General features: G+C 54.6%; 23 protein-coding genes. 21 read left to right on the top strand and 2 right to left on the bottom strand.

What is annotated here, in order from left to right:
- The first annotated feature begins 3 nt into the window (after window positions 1-3).
- Window positions 4-1,692, top strand: coding sequence for a DNA repair protein RecN (gene recN, locus EKM90_RS03015; RefSeq protein WP_125579583.1), 1,689 nt, complete (start codon window positions 4-6; stop codon window positions 1,690-1,692).
- Between the two features lie 224 nt (window positions 1,693-1,916).
- On the opposite strand, the gene EKM90_RS03020 is transcribed toward recN, so the two are convergent.
- Window positions 1,917-2,252 carry a hypothetical protein gene (locus EKM90_RS03020; protein ID WP_225422696.1) on the bottom strand — a complete coding sequence of 112 codons (336 nt, stop codon included), beginning with the start codon at window positions 2,250-2,252 and terminating at the stop codon, window positions 1,917-1,919.
- 61 nt (window positions 2,253-2,313) lie between these two features.
- On the opposite strand from EKM90_RS03020, the gene EKM90_RS03025 reads away from it, so the two are divergent.
- The 13 genes from EKM90_RS03025 to EKM90_RS03085 all read left to right on the top strand — a co-directional run bounded on the left by EKM90_RS03025 (window position 2,314) and on the right by EKM90_RS03085 (window position 15,953).
- Window positions 2,314-3,003, top strand: a complete 690-nt coding sequence (locus EKM90_RS03025) for a patatin-like phospholipase family protein (protein ID WP_125579585.1) — start codon at window positions 2,314-2,316, stop codon at window positions 3,001-3,003.
- 58 nt (window positions 3,004-3,061) lie between these two features.
- The gene (gene gmk / locus EKM90_RS03030) at window positions 3,062-3,670 is read left to right on the top strand and encodes a guanylate kinase (protein WP_125579586.1); all 609 of its coding nucleotides are present in this window, start codon (window positions 3,062-3,064) and stop codon (window positions 3,668-3,670) included.
- Between the two features lie 33 nt (window positions 3,671-3,703).
- Window positions 3,704-3,946, top strand: coding sequence for a DNA-directed RNA polymerase subunit omega (gene rpoZ / locus EKM90_RS03035; RefSeq protein ID WP_125579587.1), 243 nt, complete (start codon window positions 3,704-3,706; stop codon window positions 3,944-3,946).
- Between the two features lie 391 nt (window positions 3,947-4,337).
- Entirely contained in the window at window positions 4,338-5,519 is a 1,182-nt protein-coding gene (gene coaBC, locus EKM90_RS03040; protein ID WP_125579588.1) for a bifunctional phosphopantothenoylcysteine decarboxylase/phosphopantothenate--cysteine ligase CoaBC, read from the top strand.
- On the top strand, window positions 5,516-7,936 hold the full coding sequence (gene priA / locus EKM90_RS03045) for a primosomal protein N' (protein WP_125579589.1): 2,421 nt from the start codon (window positions 5,516-5,518) through the stop codon (window positions 7,934-7,936). Before coaBC ends, priA begins: the two co-directional genes overlap by 4 nt.
- Window positions 7,937-7,956: 20 nt before the next feature.
- Entirely contained in the window at window positions 7,957-8,904 is a 948-nt protein-coding gene (fmt, locus tag EKM90_RS03050) for a methionyl-tRNA formyltransferase (protein ID WP_125579590.1), read from the top strand.
- Complete coding sequence (gene rsmB, locus EKM90_RS03055; RefSeq protein ID WP_125579591.1) at window positions 8,888-10,225, top strand: 16S rRNA (cytosine(967)-C(5))-methyltransferase RsmB; 1,338 nt, start codon at window positions 8,888-8,890, stop codon at window positions 10,223-10,225. The genes fmt and rsmB overlap by 17 nt, the downstream gene beginning before the upstream one ends.
- Window positions 10,226-10,234: 9 nt before the next feature.
- Window positions 10,235-10,978 (top strand): Stp1/IreP family PP2C-type Ser/Thr phosphatase, encoded by a 744-nt coding sequence (locus tag EKM90_RS03060; RefSeq protein ID WP_125579592.1) that lies wholly within the window; start codon window positions 10,235-10,237, stop codon window positions 10,976-10,978.
- Complete coding sequence (gene pknB / locus EKM90_RS03065) at window positions 10,975-12,972, top strand: Stk1 family PASTA domain-containing Ser/Thr kinase (protein WP_125579593.1); 1,998 nt, start codon at window positions 10,975-10,977, stop codon at window positions 12,970-12,972. The genes EKM90_RS03060 and pknB overlap by 4 nt, the downstream gene beginning before the upstream one ends.
- On the top strand, window positions 12,965-13,879 hold the full coding sequence (gene rsgA / locus EKM90_RS03070; RefSeq protein WP_225422697.1) for a ribosome small subunit-dependent GTPase A: 915 nt from the start codon (window positions 12,965-12,967) through the stop codon (window positions 13,877-13,879). The genes pknB and rsgA overlap by 8 nt, the downstream gene beginning before the upstream one ends.
- Before the next feature lie 21 nt (window positions 13,880-13,900).
- Window positions 13,901-14,548 carry a ribulose-phosphate 3-epimerase gene (gene rpe, locus EKM90_RS03075; RefSeq protein ID WP_164507828.1) on the top strand — a complete coding sequence of 216 codons (648 nt, stop codon included), beginning with the start codon at window positions 13,901-13,903 and terminating at the stop codon, window positions 14,546-14,548.
- Window positions 14,545-15,210, top strand: a complete 666-nt coding sequence (locus EKM90_RS03080; RefSeq protein WP_125579596.1) for a thiamine diphosphokinase — start codon at window positions 14,545-14,547, stop codon at window positions 15,208-15,210. Before rpe ends, EKM90_RS03080 begins: the two co-directional genes overlap by 4 nt.
- 107 nt (window positions 15,211-15,317) lie before the next feature.
- Entirely contained in the window at window positions 15,318-15,953 is a 636-nt protein-coding gene (locus EKM90_RS03085; RefSeq protein ID WP_125579597.1) for a hypothetical protein, read from the top strand.
- 154 nt (window positions 15,954-16,107) lie between these two features.
- Here the strand turns inward: EKM90_RS03085 and rpmB are convergent, their stop codons facing one another.
- Window positions 16,108-16,293, bottom strand: a complete 186-nt coding sequence (gene rpmB / locus EKM90_RS03090) for a 50S ribosomal protein L28 (protein WP_082603255.1) — start codon at window positions 16,291-16,293, stop codon at window positions 16,108-16,110.
- 391 nt (window positions 16,294-16,684) lie between these two features.
- On the opposite strand from rpmB, the gene EKM90_RS03095 reads away from it, so the two are divergent.
- The 7 genes from EKM90_RS03095 (at window position 16,685) to rnc (ending at window position 23,913) form a co-directional block, all read left to right on the top strand.
- Entirely contained in the window at window positions 16,685-17,050 is a 366-nt protein-coding gene (locus EKM90_RS03095) for an Asp23/Gls24 family envelope stress response protein (protein ID WP_125579598.1), read from the top strand.
- Between the two features lie 26 nt (window positions 17,051-17,076).
- On the top strand, window positions 17,077-18,750 hold the full coding sequence (locus EKM90_RS03100; RefSeq protein ID WP_125579599.1) for a DAK2 domain-containing protein: 1,674 nt from the start codon (window positions 17,077-17,079) through the stop codon (window positions 18,748-18,750).
- A 94-nt stretch (window positions 18,751-18,844) separates the two neighbouring features.
- Window positions 18,845-20,884, top strand: coding sequence for an ATP-dependent DNA helicase RecG (gene recG / locus EKM90_RS03105; protein ID WP_164507829.1), 2,040 nt, complete (start codon window positions 18,845-18,847; stop codon window positions 20,882-20,884).
- Window positions 20,885-20,902: 18 nt separating this feature from the next.
- Window positions 20,903-21,901 carry a phosphate acyltransferase PlsX gene (gene plsX, locus EKM90_RS03110; protein WP_125579600.1) on the top strand — a complete coding sequence of 333 codons (999 nt, stop codon included), beginning with the start codon at window positions 20,903-20,905 and terminating at the stop codon, window positions 21,899-21,901.
- 58 nt (window positions 21,902-21,959) lie between these two features.
- Window positions 21,960-22,205 (top strand): acyl carrier protein, encoded by a 246-nt coding sequence (gene acpP / locus EKM90_RS03115; protein WP_125579601.1) that lies wholly within the window; start codon window positions 21,960-21,962, stop codon window positions 22,203-22,205.
- 236 nt (window positions 22,206-22,441) lie between these two features.
- Window positions 22,442-22,606, top strand: a complete 165-nt coding sequence (locus tag EKM90_RS13295; RefSeq protein WP_164507830.1) for a hypothetical protein — start codon at window positions 22,442-22,444, stop codon at window positions 22,604-22,606.
- 611 nt (window positions 22,607-23,217) lie between these two features.
- Window positions 23,218-23,913 carry a ribonuclease III gene (gene rnc, locus EKM90_RS03120; protein ID WP_125579602.1) on the top strand — a complete coding sequence of 232 codons (696 nt, stop codon included), beginning with the start codon at window positions 23,218-23,220 and terminating at the stop codon, window positions 23,911-23,913.
- Window positions 23,914-23,920: the final 7 nt, after the last annotated feature.

Below are 23,920 nucleotides of genomic sequence, written 5' to 3' on the forward strand. Positions count from 1 at the left end.
ACCATGCTGCAAGAATTAGTCATTCATGATTTTGCAATCATTGAATCCCTGGAATTGAGCTTTGAAAAAGGCATGACCACCTTGACCGGCGAAACCGGCGCCGGCAAGTCGATCATCATCGACGCGGTGGGTCTGCTGGCAGGCGGGCGCGGCTCCACTGATTTCATCCGCACTGGCGCGCCCAAAGCGGTGTTGCAAGGCTTGTTTGACGCGAGCCGTAATTCCCGGACCGCTACTGTGATGGCGACGTATGGCTTGGCGCCAGATGATGGCACCGTGCTGCTCCAGCGCGAGTTATTTGCCAGTGGCCGCAACTTGTGCCGGATCAACGGCGAGTTGGTGAACACAGCGACCCTCCGCGCAGTGGGTGAAACGCTGGTCGATATTCACGGCCAAAATGAGCATCAGCAGCTGATTCACCCGGAGACCCATATCACGTTGCTGGATCAATATGCAGGCGCTGCCGTCGGTGATTTGCTGAGCGATTTTCGGGCGCAGTACACCGCGTATCAAAAAGATCAAGCGGCCTTAGCGAAGAAACGCGCCAACGAGCAAGAGTGGGCTCAGCGCCTGGATATGTTGCAGTTTCAGGTGGGAGAAATTCAAGGGGCGCAGCTCAAGCCCAATGAAGAAGACGAACTTAGCACTGAGCGTGATCGCTTGGCCAATTATCAGCGGATCTCCGACGCCTTGACCGAAAGTTATGAACTGCTTGGCAATGAAGACGCCAACCCGCTGGATCAAATCGGTGAAATCATGCATGCGCTGCAAGGCATTGCCACCTATGGCAAGGACTACGAGGCGCTGGCCAACAGTGTGCAGTCGGTTTACTACGGCTTGCAGGATGTGCAAAGCGACTTATCCCGGGAACTGGACGGGCAGGAATTCGATGCCAACCGCCTCGATGAAGTCGAAAAGCGCCTGGAGTTGATCAACCAATTGGAACGCAAATATGGTGCGGATCTCCCCGCGGTGATTGCTTACGGCGAAAAAGCGGCCAAAGAGCTGGCGCAAATGACAGCCACCGATGAGAACGAGGAAGGCCTCGATCAGCGGGTCCAGACCGAGCACGAGGCTTTGCTCAAGCTTGGGGCCAAGCTCCGGGCTGCACGCCAGCATGCAGCGAAGGCGCTGACCAAAGCCATTCATGCGCAGCTCGCTGCGCTTTACATGGCCAAAACCGTCTTTTCCGTGCGCTTTACCCCAGTGGCAGATGGCACGCTGCGGCCTGACGGCATTGACAACGTGGAATTTTACATTCAAACCAACCCTGGCGAGGCGGCAAAACCATTAGCCAAAATTGCCAGTGGCGGGGAACTTTCCCGCATCATGCTGGCCCTAAAGACGATTTTTGCTGAAAGCGACGGCGTTACCAGTATTATATTCGATGAAGTCGATACCGGGGTTTCCGGCCGGGTCGCTCAAGCCATCGCCTCGAAGATCTCCCAAATTGCGCAGCGCTCGCAGGTGCTGTGCATCAGCCATCTGCCGCAAGTTGCGGCGATGAGCGATCATGAGTTCTTGATCCAAAAGCAGGTCGCCGCGGGCCGGACCCAAACCAAGGTGCAAAAGCTCGACAACGCCGGCCGGGTGCAAGAAATAGCGCGGATGCTGGCGGGTGAGGAAGTCACGAAACTCGCGGTTGAACACGCGGAAGAAATGTTGCGGCTGGCCGCCGCAGCCAAAAAGTGAGGATGAAGACTGTCTGTGGCAGTCTTTTTTCGCATCAAAAAAGGGCTGTAACCAATGTCACAGCCCCTAGATTCACTCCGAATGTTTCAGCAGAGTTACGTGCCAAAAGGCCGGAGCCGAGTAGCTAGCTACGCTATCCACCGAGTCCAAAGTTCGGACTTGGTGGATAGCTAGGCTACCTGTCGGCTCCAAAACCGCCTTTTGTCACAGCCCCGGATAGGTACTTAGACCCGTTGAATGTAGCGCAGTTGGTCAAATGAGACGACACGATATAAGTTACTGCGATATGCTTGGAACAAGAACCGGTTCTCGCCCAGTTGGCGGGTGAGGTGACCAGCCAGCGGGGTGGCTTCCCCTTCAAAGAATAAAGCCACTCGATAGTGACGGTCGAACGCTTGGGCCGTGAACGCGCGGAGTTGATTAGCCGGCATCGTCTGAGCAGGTTCTTCTAACGCAAAGAACTGCTTGGTTGATTCAATCAGTGAATGCGTGACGGTTTGTAATGCATTAGCGCGATTTTCCATTTTGATTTGCCCCCGAACATTTGTTTGTGACTTCATTATGCAAACAAACGTTCGAGAAGTCAAGCGGTTTTGCAATTTATTTTGAGGAGGTGAGTCCATGCCTTTAGCCATGGTGTTTGGTGGTGGTGGCGCGCGCGGCGCGTTTCAGGCTGGTGCCTATGCGGCCTTGGCCCAGACCGGGTTGACGCCGCGGTTTATGCTGGGCACTTCGATTGGGGCGATTAATGCGCTGGCGGCCACGAAACTGGCTGGCGCGCAGTTGGGACAATGGTGGCTGACCAAATTACCTACCCGCATGTTTGCCTTGGGTGGCGAGCTGCCGTTTGTGCCAGTCCTGCAGGAGCTGATCAGTTTGCCGCGGCAACAGGCCTGGCCAGTGCTGGCAGTAACCGCCACTAAGCGCACCCGGCGGCCTCATGTGGTGACGCTCAACCAACCACCTGCAGAGCAGTTGCAGTGGCTCTTGGCGACGGCTGCCATTCCTGGGGTCTATCCGCCAGTCACCATTGCCGGCAAGCGGTATGTCGACGGGGCAGTGTGTGATGAATTACCCGTGGATTTGGCGTATGATCTCGGGGCAACCACGGTGATTGCAATCGAAGCCGGTGGGGTTGGCGCCCGGTCAACGCGGACCGCCGATTTCACCATTAAAATACCGCCGCAAATGCCCGGCATTTTGGATTTTCGCCGTCAAGGCCGGGCTTTGATGTTGACTCGTGGCTGGCAAGCCGGGCAAAAACTACTGAAAAGCCCTGAATTTCAAGCTTGGCGTGCCGAACAAGCTTGAAATTCACCGGCCTAAACGGCATAATGTGAGGTAACACAAAAATGAAAGAGGTTAAAGCATGCATGAACGGGGAATGCTGATCGTCTTATCGGGTCCTAGTGGTGTCGGTAAGGGTACGGTTCGGCAAGCCATGCTCCAAGACGATTTTCGCGATTTTCAATACTCAGTTTCGATGACCACGCGCAAGCCCCGGCCTGGGGAAAAAGACGGTATCGACTACTACTTCCGCACCAAGGAGCAGTTTGAGCAAGAAATTGCGGATGGGCAGATGCTCGAATATGCCAAATACGTCGACAACTATTATGGCACTCCGCTTAAGTATGTGAACCAAACCCTCGATGCCGGCCGCGATGTCCTGCTAGAAATCGAAGTCAAAGGCGCCATGCAAGTGCGGGCTAAATGTCCAGATGGGGTCTTCATCTTTTTGACGCCGCCAGACCTGGTCGCTTTGAAGCACCGCCTGGTCGGCCGCGGCACCGATGACATTGCCACGATCAACAAGCGCATCCAGCAAGCCGCGCAAGAAATCAAGATGATGGAAAATTATGACTATGCCGTCGTCAACGACGAAGTGCCGCTGGCAGTGAAGCGCATTGAACGCATCATCGAAAGTGAGCACTTGCGGGTGCCGCGTGTGATCGATAAATACCGAAATATGGTAAACTAGACTGACGGTTAACGGAAAAAAGGAGCAAACATCATGATTATTTACCCATCCATCGATAAGTTACTGGCGAAGATTCCTTCCCGCTATTCACTGGCAGTCTTAGCTGCGAAGCGGGCGCATGAGCTGGAAAGTGGCAGCATCAAAATGTTGCCTGAATACCGCTCGCTGAAAAAAGTCGGCCAGGCGCTTGAAGAAGTTGCGGCTGGTGATGTCATCATCGACCCTGACTCCAAGTTGCTTGAACGTGACGCGGAAAAGCTGGATCACAAAGACTAAACTGAATGCCCGCGGTGCGGGCTTTTTCTTTGGGCAGAATGATTGCATTGCGAATAGTTAGGCTACTCGTCGTGCTAAAACCGCTGGTCTTCGCAGCGTGATAGGTGCGCTCAGACCAGCAACGCGTGAGCGACTAGCTACGCTTAAGCCCTCGCCGGCACGACCGGCCGGCAATGGCTTAAGCTAGGCTACTCGTCCCGCTAAAACCGCTGGTCTTCGCAGCGTATAGGTGCGCTCCGCCTGGCAAAGCCGACGAAACTAGCTACGCGCTGAAACCGACCGCAAAAACCAGCGGTCAATTCCAGCGCTAGGCTAGTTTGTCGGCAAAAATCGCCAGCCTTCGCAGCGTGATATTCTTTGGTATAATAGACTAAAAAATGGAGGGGATTGCATGGCGAAACACATCGGAGTTTTTGTGACTGGCGGGATTGCGGCTTATAAAGTTCCGCTGTTGGTGCGGGCGCTGATCAAACAAGGCGACGAGGTGCGCGTGGCGATGACGCCAGCTGCGGCCAATTTTGTGACGCCGCAAACCCTCGCGACTGTCAGCAAGGCGCCGGTGTTGACAGATGCCGCCGAGTTCGACGCGCCGGAGCATGTGGCGCATGTCGCGCTGGCGCACTGGATGGATCAGGCCATTGTGGTCCCGGCCACCGCTAATACCATTGCCAAACTGGCTTTTGGATTGGCCGATAATGTGGTGACCACCACGCTGTTGGCGTTTGCTGGGCAGAAGCTGCTGGTGCCGGCAATGAACGACCAGATGTGGCAAAATGCGCAAACTCAGGCGAATATTAGCCATCTGCAGGCGGCGGGGTGGCAAGTGTTGCCGCCAGCCACTGGCTTTTTAGCGGAAGGCTATGCCGGCGTTGGCCGCATGCCAGAACCGGACGCGATTGCCTTGTTCTCAGCGCTAGCGCCGCAGCAGGCTTATTTGGCCGGCAAAAAAATTGTCATTACTGCTGGCGGGACTCGTGAACGCATCGATCCCGTTCGTTACTTGACCAATGATTCGTCTGGCAAAATGGGCACCGCACTGGCCAATGCCGCCGCGGCAGCTGGCGCACAGGTTGAGCTGATCACCACTGCAGAGCAGTTGACGCTACCGCAGGTCAAGGTGACCCAGGTTAAAACGGCCCAGGAGATGGCAACCGCGGTGCAAAGCCGCTTTGAGGCCGCTGATATTGTGCTGATGGCGGCGGCAGTGGCGGATTATCGACCGGCCGCCCCAGCGGATCATAAATTGAAGAAGCAAGGGGCGGCAGGTTTGACCATTGATTTGGTGCAAAACCCAGATATTTTAGCGCAGCTTGGCGCCACGAAGACGCATCAGTTCGTGGTGGGTTTTGCGGCGGAAACCAATGATTTGCTGGCCAATGCCCAAACCAAATTAACGAAGAAGCATGCTGATTTGTTGATTGCTAATTCAGTTGGCAGCGGTCTTGGATTTAACACCGACAACAATACCGTGACGCTGTTGTGGCCAAATGCGGCACCAGAACCACTGCCAACTGCCAGCAAAACCGCCTTGGCGCAAACCATTTGGCAAAAAATTGCTCAGGTGCGCGCATGACCACTGTGGCAAAGGTGATTGTCGATGTGCCGACGATGCAAACGGACCAGCCCTATGACTATGCCATACCGGCTGCTTTGACCGGCCAAGTCGTGCCGGGGATGCGCGTGTGGGTGCAGTTTGGCCAAGGCAAACGCGAGGTCAGTGGGATGGTAGTGGCGACTGAAGCGCAGGCAGACTTTGCGGGCACTCTCAAGCCACTGCTGGCGGTACTGGATTACGCCCCCGTGATGAACAGCGAGTTGCTCAAGCTGTCGCACTGGCTGGCGCAAACGACTTATGCTTTTTGGATTACCTGTATTCAAACCATGTTGCCTGCCATGCTGAAAGTCGATACGGTGAAAACCGTGGCGCTTGGGTCAAAGCCCAGCGCCGAGGCCGACAGCCTCTTAGCGGCGCATCCTGGGCTGGTGCTGGACCAGCACCTTGACTCGGAACTGTCGGCGCGGGTACTGCAGCTGGTGGCCAAACAGGCTTTAACCATTCAGTATCAAAGCCGCGACCGCGCCAAGGTCAAAACGCAAAACTATATTGTACCTAGCCTCACGCCGGCTGCCTACCAGGCTTCTGCCGCTGAACTGCGGGCGAATGCCAAGCAGCAGCGGGCCTTGCTGGAGGCACTGACGCATTGGGTCCAAACCGGTGCAGAGCCGGCCCTCTCCACGGTGCTCAAAGATTCTGCACTTTCGCGCGCCACAGTCAACGCCGGGGTCCAGAAGGGCTGGCTCACTTTGGCCGCCCGCGAAATTTACCGCGCCCCTTATGCTCAGCTGGATCAGCAGCCGTTAACCCAGCCGCTCCCCTTAACCCCGGACCAAGCCGCAGTGGTGAAGCCGGTTGTCGCCGCCGTCGAAAGCCACACCGCTCAGCCATTTTTGCTGGAAGGGGTAACTGGCTCGGGGAAAACCGAAGTCTATTTGCAAGTCATCGCGGCCGCGCTAGCTGCCGGCCGTAATGCTATGATGCTGGTGCCAGAAATTGCTTTGACGCCGCAAATGGTCCACCGGGTTAAAGGCCGGTTTGGCGATGCCGTCGCTGTGCTCCACAGCGGGTTGTCAGAAGGGGAAAAGTTCGACGAGTGGCGGCGGCTTGAACGCGGGGAAGCCCGCGTAGTGGTTGGCGCGCGTTCGGCGGCGTTTGCCCCGATGACCAATATCGGTGTATTCATCATTGATGAAGAGCACGAAACCTCCTATAAGCAGGACGACGCGCCGCGCTATCACGCTCGAGATGTGGTGATGCATCGGGCTCAAACCTTTGGCGCGCCGGTGCTGCTGGGTTCGGCGACGCCAAGCTTGGAGTCGCGGGCGCGCGCCGAAAAAGGGGTTTATACCTTGCTCCGCCTGCCTGAGCGCATTAATGATCAGCCGCTCCCTGCGGTGCACATCATCGATATGCGGGATGCGTATAAACAAGGCGGGAAGGACGACTTTTCCCAGCCGCTCCTGCAGGCCTTGCAAACGCGTTTGGCCCGCAGCGAACAAAGTGTGTTGCTGCTGAACCGGCGGGGTTTTTCTTCCTTTGTGATGTGCCGGGAATGCGGCTACCGGGTGCAATGTCCCAACTGTGATATCAGCTTGACCTTGCACATGGATACCCATACTTTGAAATGCCATTACTGCGGCCATGAAGAACCCATTCCCACGGTGTGCCCTAAGTGTGGTTCGCGCAAAATCCGCTACTATGGCACTGGCACGCAAAAAGTCGAAGCCAGTCTGCATCAGCTGTTGCCAGCGGCGCGGGTGCTGCGGATGGATGTCGATACCACTCGGCGCAAAGGCGGCCATGAGAAGATTTTAGCCGCCTTTGGGGCGCATGAAGCCGATATCCTGCTGGGCACCCAGATGATTGCGAAAGGCCTGGATTTCCCTGATGTCACTTTGGTCGGCGTAATCAACGCCGATACCGGACTGGGGATGCCTGATTTTCGCGCCAGTGAGCGCACCTTTGATTTGCTGACGCAAGTGGCCGGCCGCGCTGGCCGCGCTGAAAAGTCCGGCGAGGTCTTCATTCAGACCTTCAATCCGGAACACTATGCGATTCAGTACGCGCAGCATCATGATTATGAAGGCTTTTTCCGCCAGGAGATGGCCACGCGTCATCGCGGTGATTACCCGCCATATTACTTCACCACTAAGCTCACGGTCAGCCACCAGAATGAGGAGGCGGCAGCCAAGTTGATCTATCAACTCGCCAGGCAGCTGGCCGGCGCGCTCAGCCCGCAAGCAATCGTCCTAGGGCCAACGCCAGGCGCCATTGCGCGGTTGAAAAATCGCTATATTTATCAACTCGTCATCAAATATAAACACGAGCCCAAGCTAGGCCCAGAATTAGACCGCATTTTGACCGAAACCCAAACCGGCACCCGCAAAGGTTACTTTGTGGGCATCGACCGCGAACCATTAACGTTTATCTAACAACCAGAAGGAGTGGTAGTTTGACCAGTGTGATTTTTATGGGCACCCCCCAATTCGCAGTACCAATTTTGCAAGCCGTCGCTGGCAGTTATGATGTCTTGGCGGTCATCACTCAACCCGACCGCAAAGTCGGCCGCAAGCAGCAAGTCGCCCAATCACCAGTGAAGCAGGCGGCGTTGGCGTTGCATTTGCCGGTGCTGCAACCCGAGAAGCTCAGTGGCAGTCCTGAATTAGACCAAGCCATTGCGCTGGCGCCGGATTTGATTATCACGGCAGCATACGGTCAATTTTTGCCCACGAAATTCTTGAACGCGGCGAAAATTACCGCAGTCAACGTGCATGGTTCCTTGCTACCGAAGTATCGCGGCGGCGCCCCGATTCAGTACAGCTTAATCAATGGTGATGCCGAAACAGGCGTCACCTTGATTCAGATGGTCAAAAAGATGGATGCAGGCGGTATGTGGGCACAAGCTAAGCTGCCGCTGACGCGCCAAGATGATAGTGGGACGGTTTTTGAAAAGCTTAGCCTGATGGGTCGCGATCTCTTGATGAAGACCTTGCCGGCAATTATCGCCGGCGCCCAGCCAACGCCGCAAGATGAAAGCCAAGTGACCTTTTCACCCACCATCAAAAAAGAAGAAGAACACCTTGATACCAACCTCACTGCTGAGCAGCTTGACAACTGGGTGCGGGCCCTGCGGCCAGAGGTGGGCGGTTATGTCGTTTTGAACGGGGAACGGGTCAAATTATGGGCCGTGACGCCGCTGACTGAGGCCACTACACTTGCGCCAGGCACGGTCGTTCAACGCACGAAAAAACAACTGGTGGTCGCTGCTGGTCAGGGCACGATGTTTAGCATCCAAACCATTCAACCTGCTGGTAAGGCCCAGCAGCCGATCGCTGCGTTTTTGAACGGGGCGGGGCGCACCATTAAAGAAGGAGACTTGATCATTGGCGAAACCGACTGATCCGAGAACCTTAGCGGTCACCATTTTGGCGAAAGTGGCGGCGCAAGGCAGCTATGCCAACTTGACCTTAGATGCCACGCTGCGGCAGCACGACCTTAGCCCGCGCGATACCGCGTTAGTGACTAATCTGGTGTACGGCGTGATCCAGCACGCTTTGACCCTGGATTATTACCTTAAGCCCTTCGTCAAAGCGCGCAAGTTAGATCCCTGGGTGCATGCGCTGCTGCAAACCGCGGTCTACCAGATGGTGTACTTGGATAAAATTCCGCTGCACGCGATTTTCTATGAATCCACCGCGATTGCTAAACGCATGGGTAATGTTGGCATTGGCAAGTTTGTGACGGCGGTGTTGCGCAATTTGCAGCGCAGCCAGCGTCCAGATTTAACCAAGCTGCAGCCGGCTGCGTACCGGATGTCCATCATGTACAGCATTCCCGAATGGTTAGTGGCGAAGATGATGGATCAGGTCGGAGCGGAGAAGGCGGAAGCCATTTTTGCCACTGTTGACCGGCCGGCTGCAGCCTCGCTGCGCGTCAACACCACCAAAATTACGCCTGACCAATTGCTTGCCGAGTTGCAACAGACTTTGCCTGACGTGGCAGTGAGTGCGCTGACGCCAGTCGGGTTAGTGGCGCCAGGTGGCCACCTGGCTGGGCTTTCGGAATTTGCCGCTGGTGAGTTCACCATTCAGGATGAAAGTTCGATGCTGGTGGCGCCAAGCCTCGACGTTCAACCTGGCGACCAGGTGCTCGATGCGTGTGCCGCGCCCGGCGGGAAAACCACCCACATCGCGCAATATCTGGATGCGGCCCAAGGTGGTCAGGTGACGGCGCTGGATTTGCATCCGCATAAGGTGCAGCTGATCACGGCCAATGCCAAACGACTGGGTCTGGCGGAGCGGGTGACCGCGATGGCGATGGATGCCCGCGAAGCCGCCGATACCTTTGCGCCTGGCAGTTTTGACAAGGTGCTGGTCGACGCCCCTTGCTCGGGGCTGGGGCTGATTCGCCGTAAGCCCGAAATTCGTTATGACAAGGACCCTGCATCTATCGCTAAATTGCCTGAAATTCAGTTCGAAATCCTTGACGCCGTGGCATCTTTAGTAAAACCTAATGGACGCTTGACCTATAGTACGTGTACCATGGTGGAAGAGGAAAATCAGGCGGTGGTCGCGCGGTTCTTAAGTGCGCACCCCGAATTTTCAGCAGTGGCGGTGCCGACGCTAACGCCAGTGAAGGCGCATGGCGCACCGGCCTTGCAACTGTTTCCCGATGACTATGGCACGGACGGGTTCTTTATTGCTAGCCTTGTGCGGAATTAGGAGTAATGCATGGAATACACCTACCGAACCGATATCGGTCGCAAACGGCCGAACAATCAAGATTACGTGGGACTGTTTGCCAACTTAGCCGGCTCGACTTTAGCCATCGTGGCAGACGGCATGGGCGGCCATCAAGGCGGCGATGTGGCCAGTGAAATGGCGGTATCGCACCTGGGTTATGCCTTCGAAAGTACCAGCACCACCGATGTGGAAACCATCGTGCGGTGGCTGATTTTTGAGTTGCAGCAAGAAAACGATGTGATTTTGGAAAAAGCTAAACGCTATGCGGATCTGATGGGGATGGGCACCACCTTGGTTGCCGTCATCATCTCCGGTAGCCGTTTTGTGGTGGCAAACATTGGCGACTCGCGGGCTTATCTGTACCGCGGCGGCCATTTGCTTCAAATCACTGAGGATCATAGTCTGGTGAACGAGCTGGTGAAAACCGGGGAGCTTACGCCGGAAGAAGCACAACGCTTCCCGCAGCGCAATGTCATCACGCGCAGCCTGGGCGTCTCGGAAGACGTTGATGCCGATGTGACGATTTACGATATGGAATACGATGATTACTTATTGCTCTGCTCGGATGGCTTGACCAACCAAGTCAGCGATGAAGAAATCGCCAAAGTGATTGCCAGTCCCACGCCAATCGGCGAAAAAGCGGAGCAATTGATCACCATGGCCAATGCCGCTGGTGGTCCTGATAATATTTCGGCCTTAATCATTCACCAAGATTGGAGGGAGCAGCCATGATCGAACCAGGATACATTCTTAGTGAGCGCTACAAGCTGCTCAAAACCTTGGGTGAAGGCGGCATGGCCAATGTTTATCTGGCCCATGACCTGATTTTGGACCGCGACGTGGCCGTCAAAGTGCTGCGGCTGGACTTACAAAATGATCCCGACACCAAGCGCCGGTTTCAGCGCGAGGCGATGGCGACCACAGAGCTGGTGCACCCGAATATCGTGTCGATTTACGATGTTGGGGAAAGCAACGACCAGCAATACTTAGTCATGGAATATGTGCGTGGATCGGATTTGAAGAAGTACATCGTCGAGCATTTTCCGATTCCGTATCAGCGCGTGGTTGACATCATGGAGCAGATTTTAGCGGGGATTCAGGTGGCGCATGACCACAACATCATTCACCGCGATTTGAAGCCGCAAAATATCATGATTGATGAAAATGGCAACGCCAAAATCACTGACTTTGGGATTGCTGTGGCGCTGTCGGATAATTCCATGACCCAAACCAACTCCCTGCTGGGGTCGGTGCACTATTTGTCACCAGAGCAAGCCCGCGGCAGTATGCCGACCAAGCAAAGCGATATTTACGCCTTGGGTATCATTTTATTTGAAATGTTGACGGGGACGGTGCCATTTGAAGGCGATTCGGCGGTGTCGATTGCGCTCAAGCACTTCCAAGAAGAAATGCCTTCGGTGCGCGACTTTGATCCGCGCATTCCCCAAGCCTTGGAAAACGTGGTGTTGAAAGCCACCACCAAGGACCCAGCCAATCGCTACACCAGCGCCTCGGCCATGGCGGCAGATTTGAAGACGTCCTTGTCTTCGGCGCGGGCGCATGAAGCCAAGTTTGTGCCTGACAGCAACGATTTGGATGAAACCAAAGTTGTCCCAGTGGTGACCTCGCAGACAACCACGCCGGCTGCCTCCCGGTCCGAAGCCCAAGCGCCGCAAACCGACCCGAAGGCCACCAAGGCTAAACAAAAGCGTAAAGGCGGCTGGAAGAAATGGTGGCCGGCGATTGTCCTTGGCGTGCTGCTGGTGGGGCTGATCACCATGCTGATTTTGGCCTTCAGCGGCGGCAAAGGTGATGCGACGGTGCCTGATCTGACTGGCATGTCGCAAACCCAAGCCGAATCCGCGCTGGAAGCGGCTAATCTCGAATTAGGTGACGTCACCAAAGCCAGCTCGAATACTGTGGCGAAGAACAAGGTCATTCGCTCCAACCCCGCTTCTGGGGCCAACTTGAAAGCTGGCCGCAAAGTGGCGATTGTCCTGAGTACAGGTAAGAAGCGGTATACCGTGAAGGACTACACTGGCGAGAAGTATTCAACGGTCAAAAAGAAGCTTGAAAAAGTGGGCTTTGACGTCAAGGCCGACCGCAAGAGCAGCGATACCGTGCCGGCCGGTGAAATCATGGATCAGTCGGAACCTGAAGGCAAACGCCTAGTGGCTAAGGGCACCGAGCTCACGTTCACGGTTTCCAGCGGGCCCAAAACAGTTAAGCTCCCAAGCTTCCTTGGGCAAAGCGAAAATTATTTCAATACTTGGATGACCGCCCATGGCCTGACCCCGCAAGTCTCTCAAGAATATAGCGACACGGTGGCCAATGGCAATATCATCAGTCAAAACCCTGACCAGGGCACCGCCATGTCGAAAGGTGATACCGTTAGCGTTGTGATTTCTAAGGGTGTTGATCCGGCCAAGAGCAGTGCAAGTAGTTCCAGTTCTGAAGCTCAGACCCAAACGGTGACCCGCAATCTGACGATTAGCTATCAAGCACCAAGTGGCGAAGCTAGCGGCTCTGGTAGCAGTGCCTCGAACGAGATTACGATTTACCTGCAGGACAGCAAGCACTCGTTAAATACCGTGTTCAAAACCATGACCATCAGCAGCGACACCACCGTTCAATTGCAGTTCCAGCTCAACAATGGCGATACCGGGGCCTACCGCGTGATGAACAATGGTCAAGTGGTGCAATCGGAGGATAATATTGGTGGCTGATTCTGAGCAATTGAAAGGCCGAATTATTCGGCAGTTAAGCGGCTTTTATGATCTTGATGTCGCTGGCACCATTTATCGTACCCGTGGCCGCGGCAACTTACGTAAGGAGAAAATCACCCCGTTAGTGGGTGATTTTGCCACCTTCACGCCTGGAGCGGGTCCTGATGACGAAGGTTATTTGCTGGCGCTGGCGCCGCGGAAAAATGCCTTGGTGCGCCCACCAGTCGCCAACATCGACCAGGCCATTTTGGTGGTGGCGGCGGCGCAACCTGATTTTTCGTTGAATTTGCTGGATCGTTTTTTGATTTATCTGGAAGGCAAACAAATCCATGCCGAAATCTATGTGACTAAAACCGATTTGGTCACGGCATCGCAGCTGGCTGCCATTCAAACCGCGTTGCGCGGCTATGAGGCGATTGGCTATCGTACTTTTTTGAGCCAACCGCCGTTTGCAGCGACGACCCTAGACGCAGTGCGCGCCTCGTTCAAAGACCAGCTGACGATATTTACCGGCCAAACTGGCGCCGGCAAATCAACCTTGATTAATCATCTGGTGCCAGGTCTGGAACTAGCCACCGGCGAAATTAGCAAAGCCTTGAATCGGGGGAAGCATACGACGCGGACCACCGAGTTATTTATGGCGGATGGCGGCCTGGTCGCCGACACCCCGGGCTTTTCTTCATTGGGTCTGCTGGATGTGACGCTGGACGACTTGCGCGAGCGGTTTCCGGAGTTCAATGCCGTGGCGGATCAGTGCAAGTTTCGCTCTTGTCAGCATGTGAAAGAACCGGGATGCGCGGTTAAAGCTGCGGTAGCCGCCGGCACGATTATGCCGAGTCGCTATGACAATTACCTGCAATTTCGCGAGGAATTGTCTGGGCAACGGCCGGTTTATACCAAAAAGTAAGGCTTCGAGGAGGAAAAGTTGATGAAGATTGCACCTTCGATTTTAAGCGCGGATTTTGCGCATCTCGCTCGTGATATTGAAACAGTTCAGGCAGCCGGTGCGGATTTGCTGCATGTTGACGTGATGGACGGCCATTTTGTGCCGAATCTCACCTTCGGCCCCAGCATGGTCGCCGCGATTCGGCCAGTGACGTCGCTGCCCCTGGATGTGCACTTGATGGTCTCTGATCCTGAAGCATGGCTACCGGCTTTTGCCAAGGCTGGTGCTGACACGCTTTTGATTCACGCCGAAGCGACTCAGAACTTGTATCATGCCGTGCAGCTCGCGCAAAAACTCGGCGTTCAAGCCGGCGTTGTGGTCAACCCTGGCACCAGCTTGACGGTGATTGAAGAAGTCCTACCGATTGTGGATCAGGTCCTAGTGATGACCGTTAACCCTGGCTTTGGTGGGCAGGCGTTCCTGCCGGCGATGGCCGATAAAGTCGCGCGGCTAGCTGCCATGCGGCATGCGCATGACTGGCATTTTGCCATTGAGGTCGACGGCGGCATCAACGACCAGACCATCAGTAGCGTCAAAGCCGCCGGGGCGGATATTTTTGTGGCAGGCTCCTTTGTCTTTACCCAAGGCGAACCAGAAGCGCAGATGACCAAGCTGAGGCAGGCCAAATGACCACCTATAATCTCATGGTTGGCGGGCCCGCGGCGGCGCTACCGGCCAACTGGCAAGCACTGCCAGGCCAATGGGTGGGTGTCGATCGCGGAACTTTGCGGCTACTCACGGCAGCGATGGCGCCGGTTTTTGCGGTGGGAGACTTTGATTCGCTGACGCGTGAAGAATTTGCCCAGGTGAAAGCGCAAGTGAAAAGCTTGCATCAGGCCCCAGCTGAAAAAGATGAAACCGATACGGAAATGGCGGTGCGCTTTGCCTTTGCGGCAGGCGCTGACCAGGTTCGCCTAGTCGGGGCCACCGGCGGGCGCTTAGATCACTTATTGTCGAATCTGTTCCTGCCGACCCAGCCGCGCTTTCAGGCCTTTGCTGAACAAATTGAACTCGTCGATGCGCAAAACCAGATGCGCTTCTTTCGGCCTGGTCGGCATACCTTGCAGCCCCAGTCAGCTTATCCTTATCTCGGCATTGTGCCGCTGACCGCGATTAGCTTGCTGACTATCCAAGGCGCTAAGTATCCCCTTCAGGATTGGTCAAGCCAGACGCCGTTTTCCTGGGCGTCCAATGAGTTTGTGGGCCCAACGCCAGTGACTATCCAATGGCAATCGGGAATGGTTGCCGTTATTTACAGTCGCGATCGGCTGGGCCAAAAGCAAAATAATTAAACGGAACCGCCATTTTCATCCCGAAACTGGCGGTTTTCTTGTGGGCGCTTGCGCCGATTCTGCTTTGCCCATATAATGATTCTGTTTGGGGATGGGTGGAGGACAACATGAAATTATTGAGTCACTTTTTTTCCGTGCCATTATATCGAGAATTAACCTTAGGGGCCTTAATCGTCCTCTTTTTGGTGATCTATTATTTACGCTATGTCCATTTTGCCAAAATGCCAGATAGCCGACATGCTCGCTTACGCTTGGATAGTCTGATTAAAGGGACGCGCTGGCTGCTGATTGCCTTGGTGCTGGCACTGGTGGGACTGATTATTGTTGACCGCACCGGTGTGTTGACCACGAAACCGGCGGCGGTGCAAACAAGCCAGCACTCGAAAGCGACAGCTTCAACTAGTAGCGCCAAGCGTACTATGACCAAAACTAAAGCGGAGGCCACCAGCGTTTCGTCCAGGGCTGCCTCCAGTCAAAGTAACGATGCGACGATCATCTCAGATGAATCCGAATCCTTGAGCACCGCGCATGATCAAGCTCTGCAAGTGGTTGAGAAATATTACCAGGCCAATCCGGATGCTAAAGAGCCTAACCGCGTCTATCGGTATCGCAGTGAGCAAACCGGCAATGCAGGGGTGAAGGTCACTGAAATTGGCGGTTATCTGCCGGTGGGTCACCATCAGCTCAAACTGACCCATGTGTATTGGGTTTATCCCAGTGGCATGTTTGATGTTGTGAAATAACGGCAAAGAGCCTTCAGAACGCAAAGCAGGCACCGTGCCTAGCCTCGACGAGGGGCTGACGCGGTGCCTGCTTTTTGGGTGACGTTGCTTGAGCCGTTTCGTTCAAGCCCACAAAAAAAGCGCCCAATAGGGGACGCATTTTCATTAACTCCGGTTAGACCCGGGTCACTTTACCTGATTTAAGGGCGCGAGCAGAAACCCAAACGCGTTTCGGCTTGCCATCGACCAAGATACGAACCTTCTGGAGATTAGCCTTCCATGCACGACGGCTGGAGTTCAAAGCGTGTGAGCGCTTGTTCCCAAAAGTCGTGTGGCGGCCGGTAATGACGTCTTTTGCCAATTCTCGGACCTCCTTGCTTATTCGCGGGTTGCGAATTTTTCACTCAACTAACTTATCATACGGCCGGGTTGATTGCAAGCATTTCAAGCAATTTTACTTGACAGGGGGATGAACGGAGAATGCGCCGTGGTGGCTGGGGATCGTAGGAGCAGCAAACGTTGAACGGGGAGAAGACTACGCTTGCCGCTCTGCGCGGCCTGTAGTTGCGCTACTTCAGGCCAACGCCGGAGTGAGTAGCTACGCACCAAGCCTCGCCATCAAAAATCAATGGCAATGCTTGGTGCTAGGCTACTCATCAGGCTAAGGGCGGCCTGAAACCGCAGCCTGCTTTCAAATCCCGGGAGGCTATGCTAAACTATTTGGGAAATACCTAAGTATAGGGGGTCATCGCATGGCGGTGAAAATTAAGACTAAGTACGGTACCATCGATATTTCGAATAATGTTATCGCCACAGTGGTTGGCGGGGCGGCGACTGATATTTACGGTATCGTCGGCATGGCCAGTCGCAACCAGATTCGCGATAATCTTAACGATATCCTCAATCGCGAGAACTATTCGCGGGGCGTCGTGGTTCGCCAAGCGGACAACGGGGTCACCATCGAGGTCAATATCATCGTTGGCTATGGCACGAAGATTTCCGAAGTGTGCCGTAATGTGCAGGAAAAAGTCAAATACAACCTTGAAACAATGCTTGGCGTGACCACCCAAGAAGTGACCGTCATCGTCCAAGGTGTGCGTGTATTGGGCACGGACTAAGCCGGCAGGTCAAGGAGGATTATCGAGTGGAAGTTACAGAAATCACAGCAGCGAAGTTTCAGGATATGATCCGCGTCGCTGCGCATCGCATTAAACAAAATGCCGAGTTCGTGAACTCACTGAATGTTTTTCCAGTGCCAGACGGCGATACCGGTACCAATATGACGCTGACTTTTCAAAGCGGGGCCAAAGCCGTTTTGGAAAGTGATCGTGATTCCGTCGGGGAACTGGCTCAGCATCTTGGTAAAGGACTCCTGATGGGGGCGCGGGGCAATTCTGGGGTGATTTCTTCCCAGTTGTTCCGCGGCTTTGCGAAGAATGTTATTAACAAAAAGACTTTGTCGGCCCAGGATTTGGCCGACGCTTTCGCCGCTGGGGTGGAAACAGCCTACAAAGCGGTGATGAAGCCGGTTGAAGGTACGATTTTAACCGTCGCGCGGGAAGCCGCTAAGGCTGGGCTGAAGGCTGCCGCAGCGTCTGACGACACCATCGTTGTGATGGATGCTGTCACCAAAGCCGCCAAGCGCGCCTTGGCGAAGACGCCGGATCTTTTGCCAGTGCTTAAAGAAGTCGGCGTCGTCGATTCTGGCGGCCAAGGACTGGTCTTTTTGTATGAAGGCTTTGGAGAAGGGCTGTCTGGCAAGGCCAGCGACCCCGCTTACACCCCGGACGATAAAGAGATGGAAGAGATGGTCAACGCCAAGCATCACCAAGGTGCCCAGACCCAGCTCAATCCTGACGATATTGTCTACGGGTACTGCACGGAAATGATGGTGGAACTGGGCAAAGGCGAGGCGCCGAAGCCGTTTGACTATGAAGCATTCCGCAATTACCTGAATAGCCTTGGCGATTCGACCTTAGTCATTGCCGACGATGAAGTGGTTAAAGTCCATGTGCACACCGAGCACCCCGGCACGGTTTTCCGCTATGGTCAGCAGTTTGGCGCCTTGGCGAAGATTAAAGTCGACAACATGCGCTTGCAGCATGAAAGCATCATTGAACGCGAAAGCGAAAATGAGCAGGCGAAAGCGCCGCAACCGTTAGCCGAAATTGGCGTGGTGGCGATTGCCGCTGGGGCCGGCTTAGGCGACCTGTTCAAGAGTTTGGGTGTGACTGCAGTGCTTAATGGTGGCCAAACCATGAACCCAAGCACGAACGACATCCTTGAAGCCATCAACCAAGCGCATGCGAAGAATGTCATTGTGCTGCCGAACAACAGCAACATTTTCATGGCAGCGGAAGAAGCTGGCAAAGCGGCCGAGGTCAATGTGGCCCTGGTGCGGAGCAAGACGATTAACCAAGGCTTAACGGCGATGTTGGGCTTCAACCCTGACCAAACGTTGACGGCTAACCAAGAAGCCATGACCGAAGAGCTCGGCAATGTGGTTTCTGGCAGTGTCACGCAAGCGATTCGTGACACGGTCATTGATGGCCTCACCATCCACAAAGATGATTACATGGGGATTATCGACAACAAGATTAATGTCAGCGAACCTGACCGGCTGCAAGCCACCATCGACATGATTGAAGCGATGGTTGATGAAGACAGTGAAATCGTGACCGTGATTGTCGGCGAAGATGGCAAGCGCGATGAAGCAGAAGCCATTGAAACGGCCATTACCGAGGCGCACGAAGATCTAGAAGTTGAAATTCACGATGGGGATCAGCCGGTCTACCCGTACTTGGTTTCTGTCGAATAACGATATTCGCGCGGTTCGCCGCGCTTTTTGCAAAACGTGGAGGCAGAGTCGCTTTGCCGCCACGTTTTCTGTTTCATGGAAAGGAGGGGTTTGCTTGACCCTACAAGATTCAGTGACGGTTCTGCCTGGGGTGGGACCGAAGCGCCAGCAAGCCCTGGCGGAACTTGGCCTGCGTACAGTGGGCGATGTGCTGTTCTATTTTCCTTTTCGCTATGATGATCTGCAGGTCAAGGACCTAGCAGAAGCTGCCGATCAAGAGAAGGTCACGCTGAAAGGCGTCGTGGTGGCCCCAGCTGTGGTGACGCGATTCGGACCGCGGAAAAGCCGGGTCAATGTCAGGGTCCAAGTCGATCATGCCATTGTACTGGTGACGTTTTTCAACCAACCTTGGCTCAAAGATAAGTTTGAGCAAGGCACCGAAGCCGCCATTTACGGTAAGTGGGATGCGAAGCGCCACACGCTTTTGGGCATGAAGGTGCTCGCGACCCAAACTGAGGACACGCCCTCATTAGCCGGCATCTATCCGACCAACAAAAACATCCGGCAAAGCACGCTCGTTCAGCTGGTAAAGGATGCCTGGGTTGACGCGGGTAGTGAGATTCAAGATGTGGTGCCAGCGGCGGTGCGGGAGCGGTTTAAGCTCATGTCTGATCAGGAGATTGTGCATGGCATGCATTTCCCCGATACCCAGTTGGAAGCCAAAGCTGCGCGGCGTAGTGCGATTTTTCGCGAGTTCTTTCTGTTTGAATGTCAAATTCAAGCCCTACGCGAAGACAGTCAAACCGTCAGCAATGGCTTGGCGATTCCTTACGACAACGCCGCGCTCAAGGCGCTGATTCAGACCTTACCGTTTGAACTGACTGCAGCGCAGAAGCGGGTGGTCAACGAGATCTGCCTCGATATGAAGTCGCCACATCACATGAACCGGCTGCTCCAAGGAGATGTCGGCAGTGGGAAAACGATTGTGGCGGCGATTGTGATGTACGCTGCGATTACGGCCCGCTATCAGGCGGCTTTGATGGTGCCAACTGAAGTGCTGGCGGAGCAGCATTATGCCAAGCTGACCAAGCTCTTTGCCGATTTTCCGGTGAAGCTGGCGCTGCTGACAGGGAACACCACGACGGCTGCCCGCCGCGACATCACCGCGGGCTTGCGCAGCGGCGAGATTGATCTGGTGATTGGGACCCATGCGCTGATTCAAAAAAACGTTGACTTCGCTAACCTCGGTTTGGTCGTCATTGATGAACAGCACCGCTTTGGGGTCAATCAACGCAAGATTTTGCGGGATAAAGGCCTGAAGCCGGATTTGCTCGCGATGACCGCCACGCCGATTCCCCGCACTTTGGCCATCACGGCTTATGGGGAAATGGATGTTTCAACGATTGACGAACTACCAGCCGGCCGCCAACCGATTACGACGACATGGGTGCGCAAAAATCAGCTGCGGGGCGCCTTTGACCGGGTGCGGCAAGAGTTGCAAGCCGGCCACCAGGTGTTTGCGATCACGCCGCTGATTGCCGAGTCAGAGAAAATCGACTTACAAAACGCCGAGCAGCTCTACGAAGATTTGAGCCGTGAATTTGACGGCGTGGCGAAAGTCGCTTTGTTGCACGGCCAAATGAAGGCGGAGGAAAAAGATGACATTATGCGGGCTTTCAGTCAAAATGAGGTCCAAGTGCTGGTGTCGACCACGGTGGTGGAAGTCGGGGTGGATGTGCCCAACGCCACGGTCATGTTAATTTTTGACGCTGACCGCTTTGGCCTGGCCCAATTGCACCAGTTGCGCGGCCGGGTCGGCCGAGGGCACGCCGCTGCGTACTGCATTTTGGTGGCGGATCCCAAGAACGATACCGGCGTGGCACGCATGCAGGTGATGGTGGAAACGACCAATGGCTTCACTATTGCCGAAAAGGATTTGGAATTACGCGGCAGTGGGGATATTTTTGGCGCCGCGCAAAGTGGCCTGCCATCATTCAAAATTGCCGATCCGGTGAATGACTACAATACATTGAATGCCGCGCAGCAGACGGCGGTACAACTCTTCAAGGCCGATCCTAGCTTGTCTGCCGCGGAATTCGCCCCGCTACGGGCCTACCTAGCGGCCCAACAGCAGAAAGTCGGAAGTTTAGATTAACGAATTGGAGTGATTAAGATGAAAATTGCCATTGATGCCATGGGCGGCGACCACGCCCCAGAAGTTGTGATTCAAGGTATCGCGCAGGCACGCGATGAACGCCCAGAGCTGGAGTTTTTGGTGTATGGTGACGAAACGAAAATTCGCCCGCTGCTGGCCGACGATACCCGCATGACGATCATTGATACCAAAGAAAAAATCAACAGCGACGACGAACCGGTCCGCGCCATTCGGAGCAAAAAACAGGCTTCGATGGTGCTAGCCGCCCAGGCGGTGAAAAGCGGGGAAGCCGAGGCGATGATTTCGCTTGGCTCCACCGGGGCACTGCTAGCCGCTGGGCTGTTCATCGTGGGCCGGATCCGCGGGATCGACCGCCCCGGGTTGATGCCGACTTTGCCAACCACCGATGGCGCCGGCTTTGTGATGCTTGACGTGGGCGCCAACGCCGAAAACCGGGCCTCCCAGCTGGTTCAGTATGCCGTCATGGGGAACTTCTACGCTCATGACTTGCGCGGCCTGGGCAAGCCTAAGATAGGGCTGTTAAACAACGGCACCGAAGCCAACAAAGGCGACGCACTGCATCAGGAAACCTACCAGTTGCTCAGCGAACTTGAAGGTATCAATTTCATCGGCAACGTTGAGTCTGATTCGCTACTGAAGCACGCTGCCGATGTGGTGGTCACCGACGGCTTCACTGGGAATGCGGCGTTGAAGGCGATTGAAGGGTCAGCTAAAACCATTTTGGGCCTGTTGAAGCACGCCATTATGGACAATGGGCTGAAAGCCAAGCTCGGCGGCGCCTTGCTCCGCAATGGCATTAAAGAAATTGCCACTACCTTTGATGTTTCTAGTTATGGCGGCGCTGTGCTGCTCGGCCTAAAAGCCCCAGTGGTCAAAGCCCACGGCGGCGCTGACGCCAAAGCGGTCTATTATACCGTGCGGCAAGTGGAGAAAATGCTTGACGCCCAAACCGTTCAAAAAGTCGTCGCTTATTTTGACACGAAGAAACAGGCGTGACATTAGCATCTGAATCGGTTATGCTAAAAGCCGTGTAATAGACCAAGGAGGCGCTTTAATGACAGAGCAAGAAGCATTTGACAAAATCGCCGCGCTGATTGAGGACCATTTCCAAGTGCCAGCAAGCAAGGTGACGAATGACTTGAACTTTAAGGAAGACCTGGATGCCGACTCCATCGACACCGTGGAATTCGTCTTGGAGCTTGAGGATGCGTTCGGGGCGGAAATTCCCGATGAAGACGCAGAAAAAATTGCGACTGTTGGCGATGCCGTCAGCTATGTGATCGCACACCAAACGAAGTAATACTTATGGCGATGTCGTTGCGGCATCGTCTTTTTCATGCCTCACAATTACGGTTAGAGCTTTATTGTTAGAAATTTACTTTTGCTGGTCAGAAAATCGAAAACGCTGTCGATTTGGCATTTGAGGTGTAAAATCTCCGGTAGTTGGGACTATTCTTGCTTGAAATAAATGCCTCGGGGTGAAGCCAGCCTCGAGTTCCATTGCTCAATGACGTCACAATCATGTGGAGGGTAACAATGTCGAAAGCGATGCAGGCCATTCTCGTAGGGATCATCAGTGCAATCACTGTTTTGGTGATACTCCATCTCCAGTTGAACGACTTGTTGGGCGGGATTCTCACGTTCATCATTGTTCTGCTTGCTAGTCGGGTGATCCAACACTTTGGTCAAGCTAAATCATAGATTTCTGGCATCACAGTTAGAAGGGCAGCCACCTACTTGTTAAAGTCGGGGTTGTCTTTTTTGTACGGGTTCGAAATGAGTTAACGATGGCACGCGCTGAAGACTGATTGGTGGCGAGGTTCTGAACCCTGGTCGGGGAAAAGGCGTCCCACCTCAATTTAGCGTAACAGTAGGACAGGCCAACCGGAGCAGCAGGGGGCTCGAAGCGCTGGCCACCACGTTCCAGCCCCTTGCTGCAGGGGCTGGCCTGACCGGCAGTATGACTGCAATCCTAGTCGCGCTTCGTGGCGCCAACGCCGGAGTGGACAGCTACGCTCACGACCTCGCCTTCGAAGTGCGACGGCAATGCCGTGAGCTAGGCTGCCCATCCGGCTAAGCGCGGCGCCACTACGCAGCCTCCACAGCTAAGTTGCGCTCCGGCCGGCAACGCTCGAGTGATTAGCCTAGCACTGGGCCTCGCCGTCAAAGGCGACGGTAAGTCCCAGTGCTAGGCTAATCGTCGAGCTAAGCCCGCCGACCTCCGCAGCCTGCCTTTGCTTGTGTCCCAAGATTCTGTATAATGATTAGGAGTACGCGGATGTTTGGTCTGCGGCAGAAGAGGGAGGACGACCATGGTCGCATCGGAGTTTGTGAGTGAACTAAGGCAGCGTTACGGAATCGAATTCCGCAACTTGGCGCTGTTGGATGAAGCGTTCACCCACTCATCTTATGTCAACGAACATAAGGAGTTAGGTTTGAAGGATAACGAAAGGTTGGAGTTCTTAGGGGATGCCGTGCTCGAACTGACGGTTTCCGATTATCTCTACCGCAAGTTTCCGGACCTGCCTGAAGGCCAGTTGACCCGGATGCGCGCCGCCACGGTGCAAACTCGTGCCTTCTCTGCTTTTTCCAAAGAAGCGCATTTTGATCAATACATTAAGCTGGGCAAAGGGGAAGAAAACGCCGGTGCCCGCCAGCGTAAGACCTTGCTAGAAGATCTTTTTGAAGCGTTCAATGGGGCGCTATACCTTGATCAAGGCCGCGAAGCCAACATCAAGTTTGCGGAGCAAATTATTTTCCCTAAAATCGATGCCGGTCAGTTCTCCGCCGCGATGGATCACAAAACCGCGCTGCAGGAGTTTGTTCAACAAGATGGTGAAGTGGAAATCTCATATCATTTGTTGAGTGAAAGTGGCCCAGCTCATGACCGCCAGTTCCAAGTGGACGTGACGGTGGATGATAAGGTGCTGGGCACCGGATTTGGTAAAAACAAAAAAGCCGCTGAGCAAGCAGCCGCCAATGACGCGCTACTGAAGCTGAAGGCTTAGTCAAGTG

It is taken from the genome of Lacticaseibacillus suibinensis (assembly GCF_003946175.1).
Taxonomy (GTDB): Bacteria; Bacillota; Bacilli; order Lactobacillales; family Lactobacillaceae; genus Lacticaseibacillus; species Lacticaseibacillus suibinensis.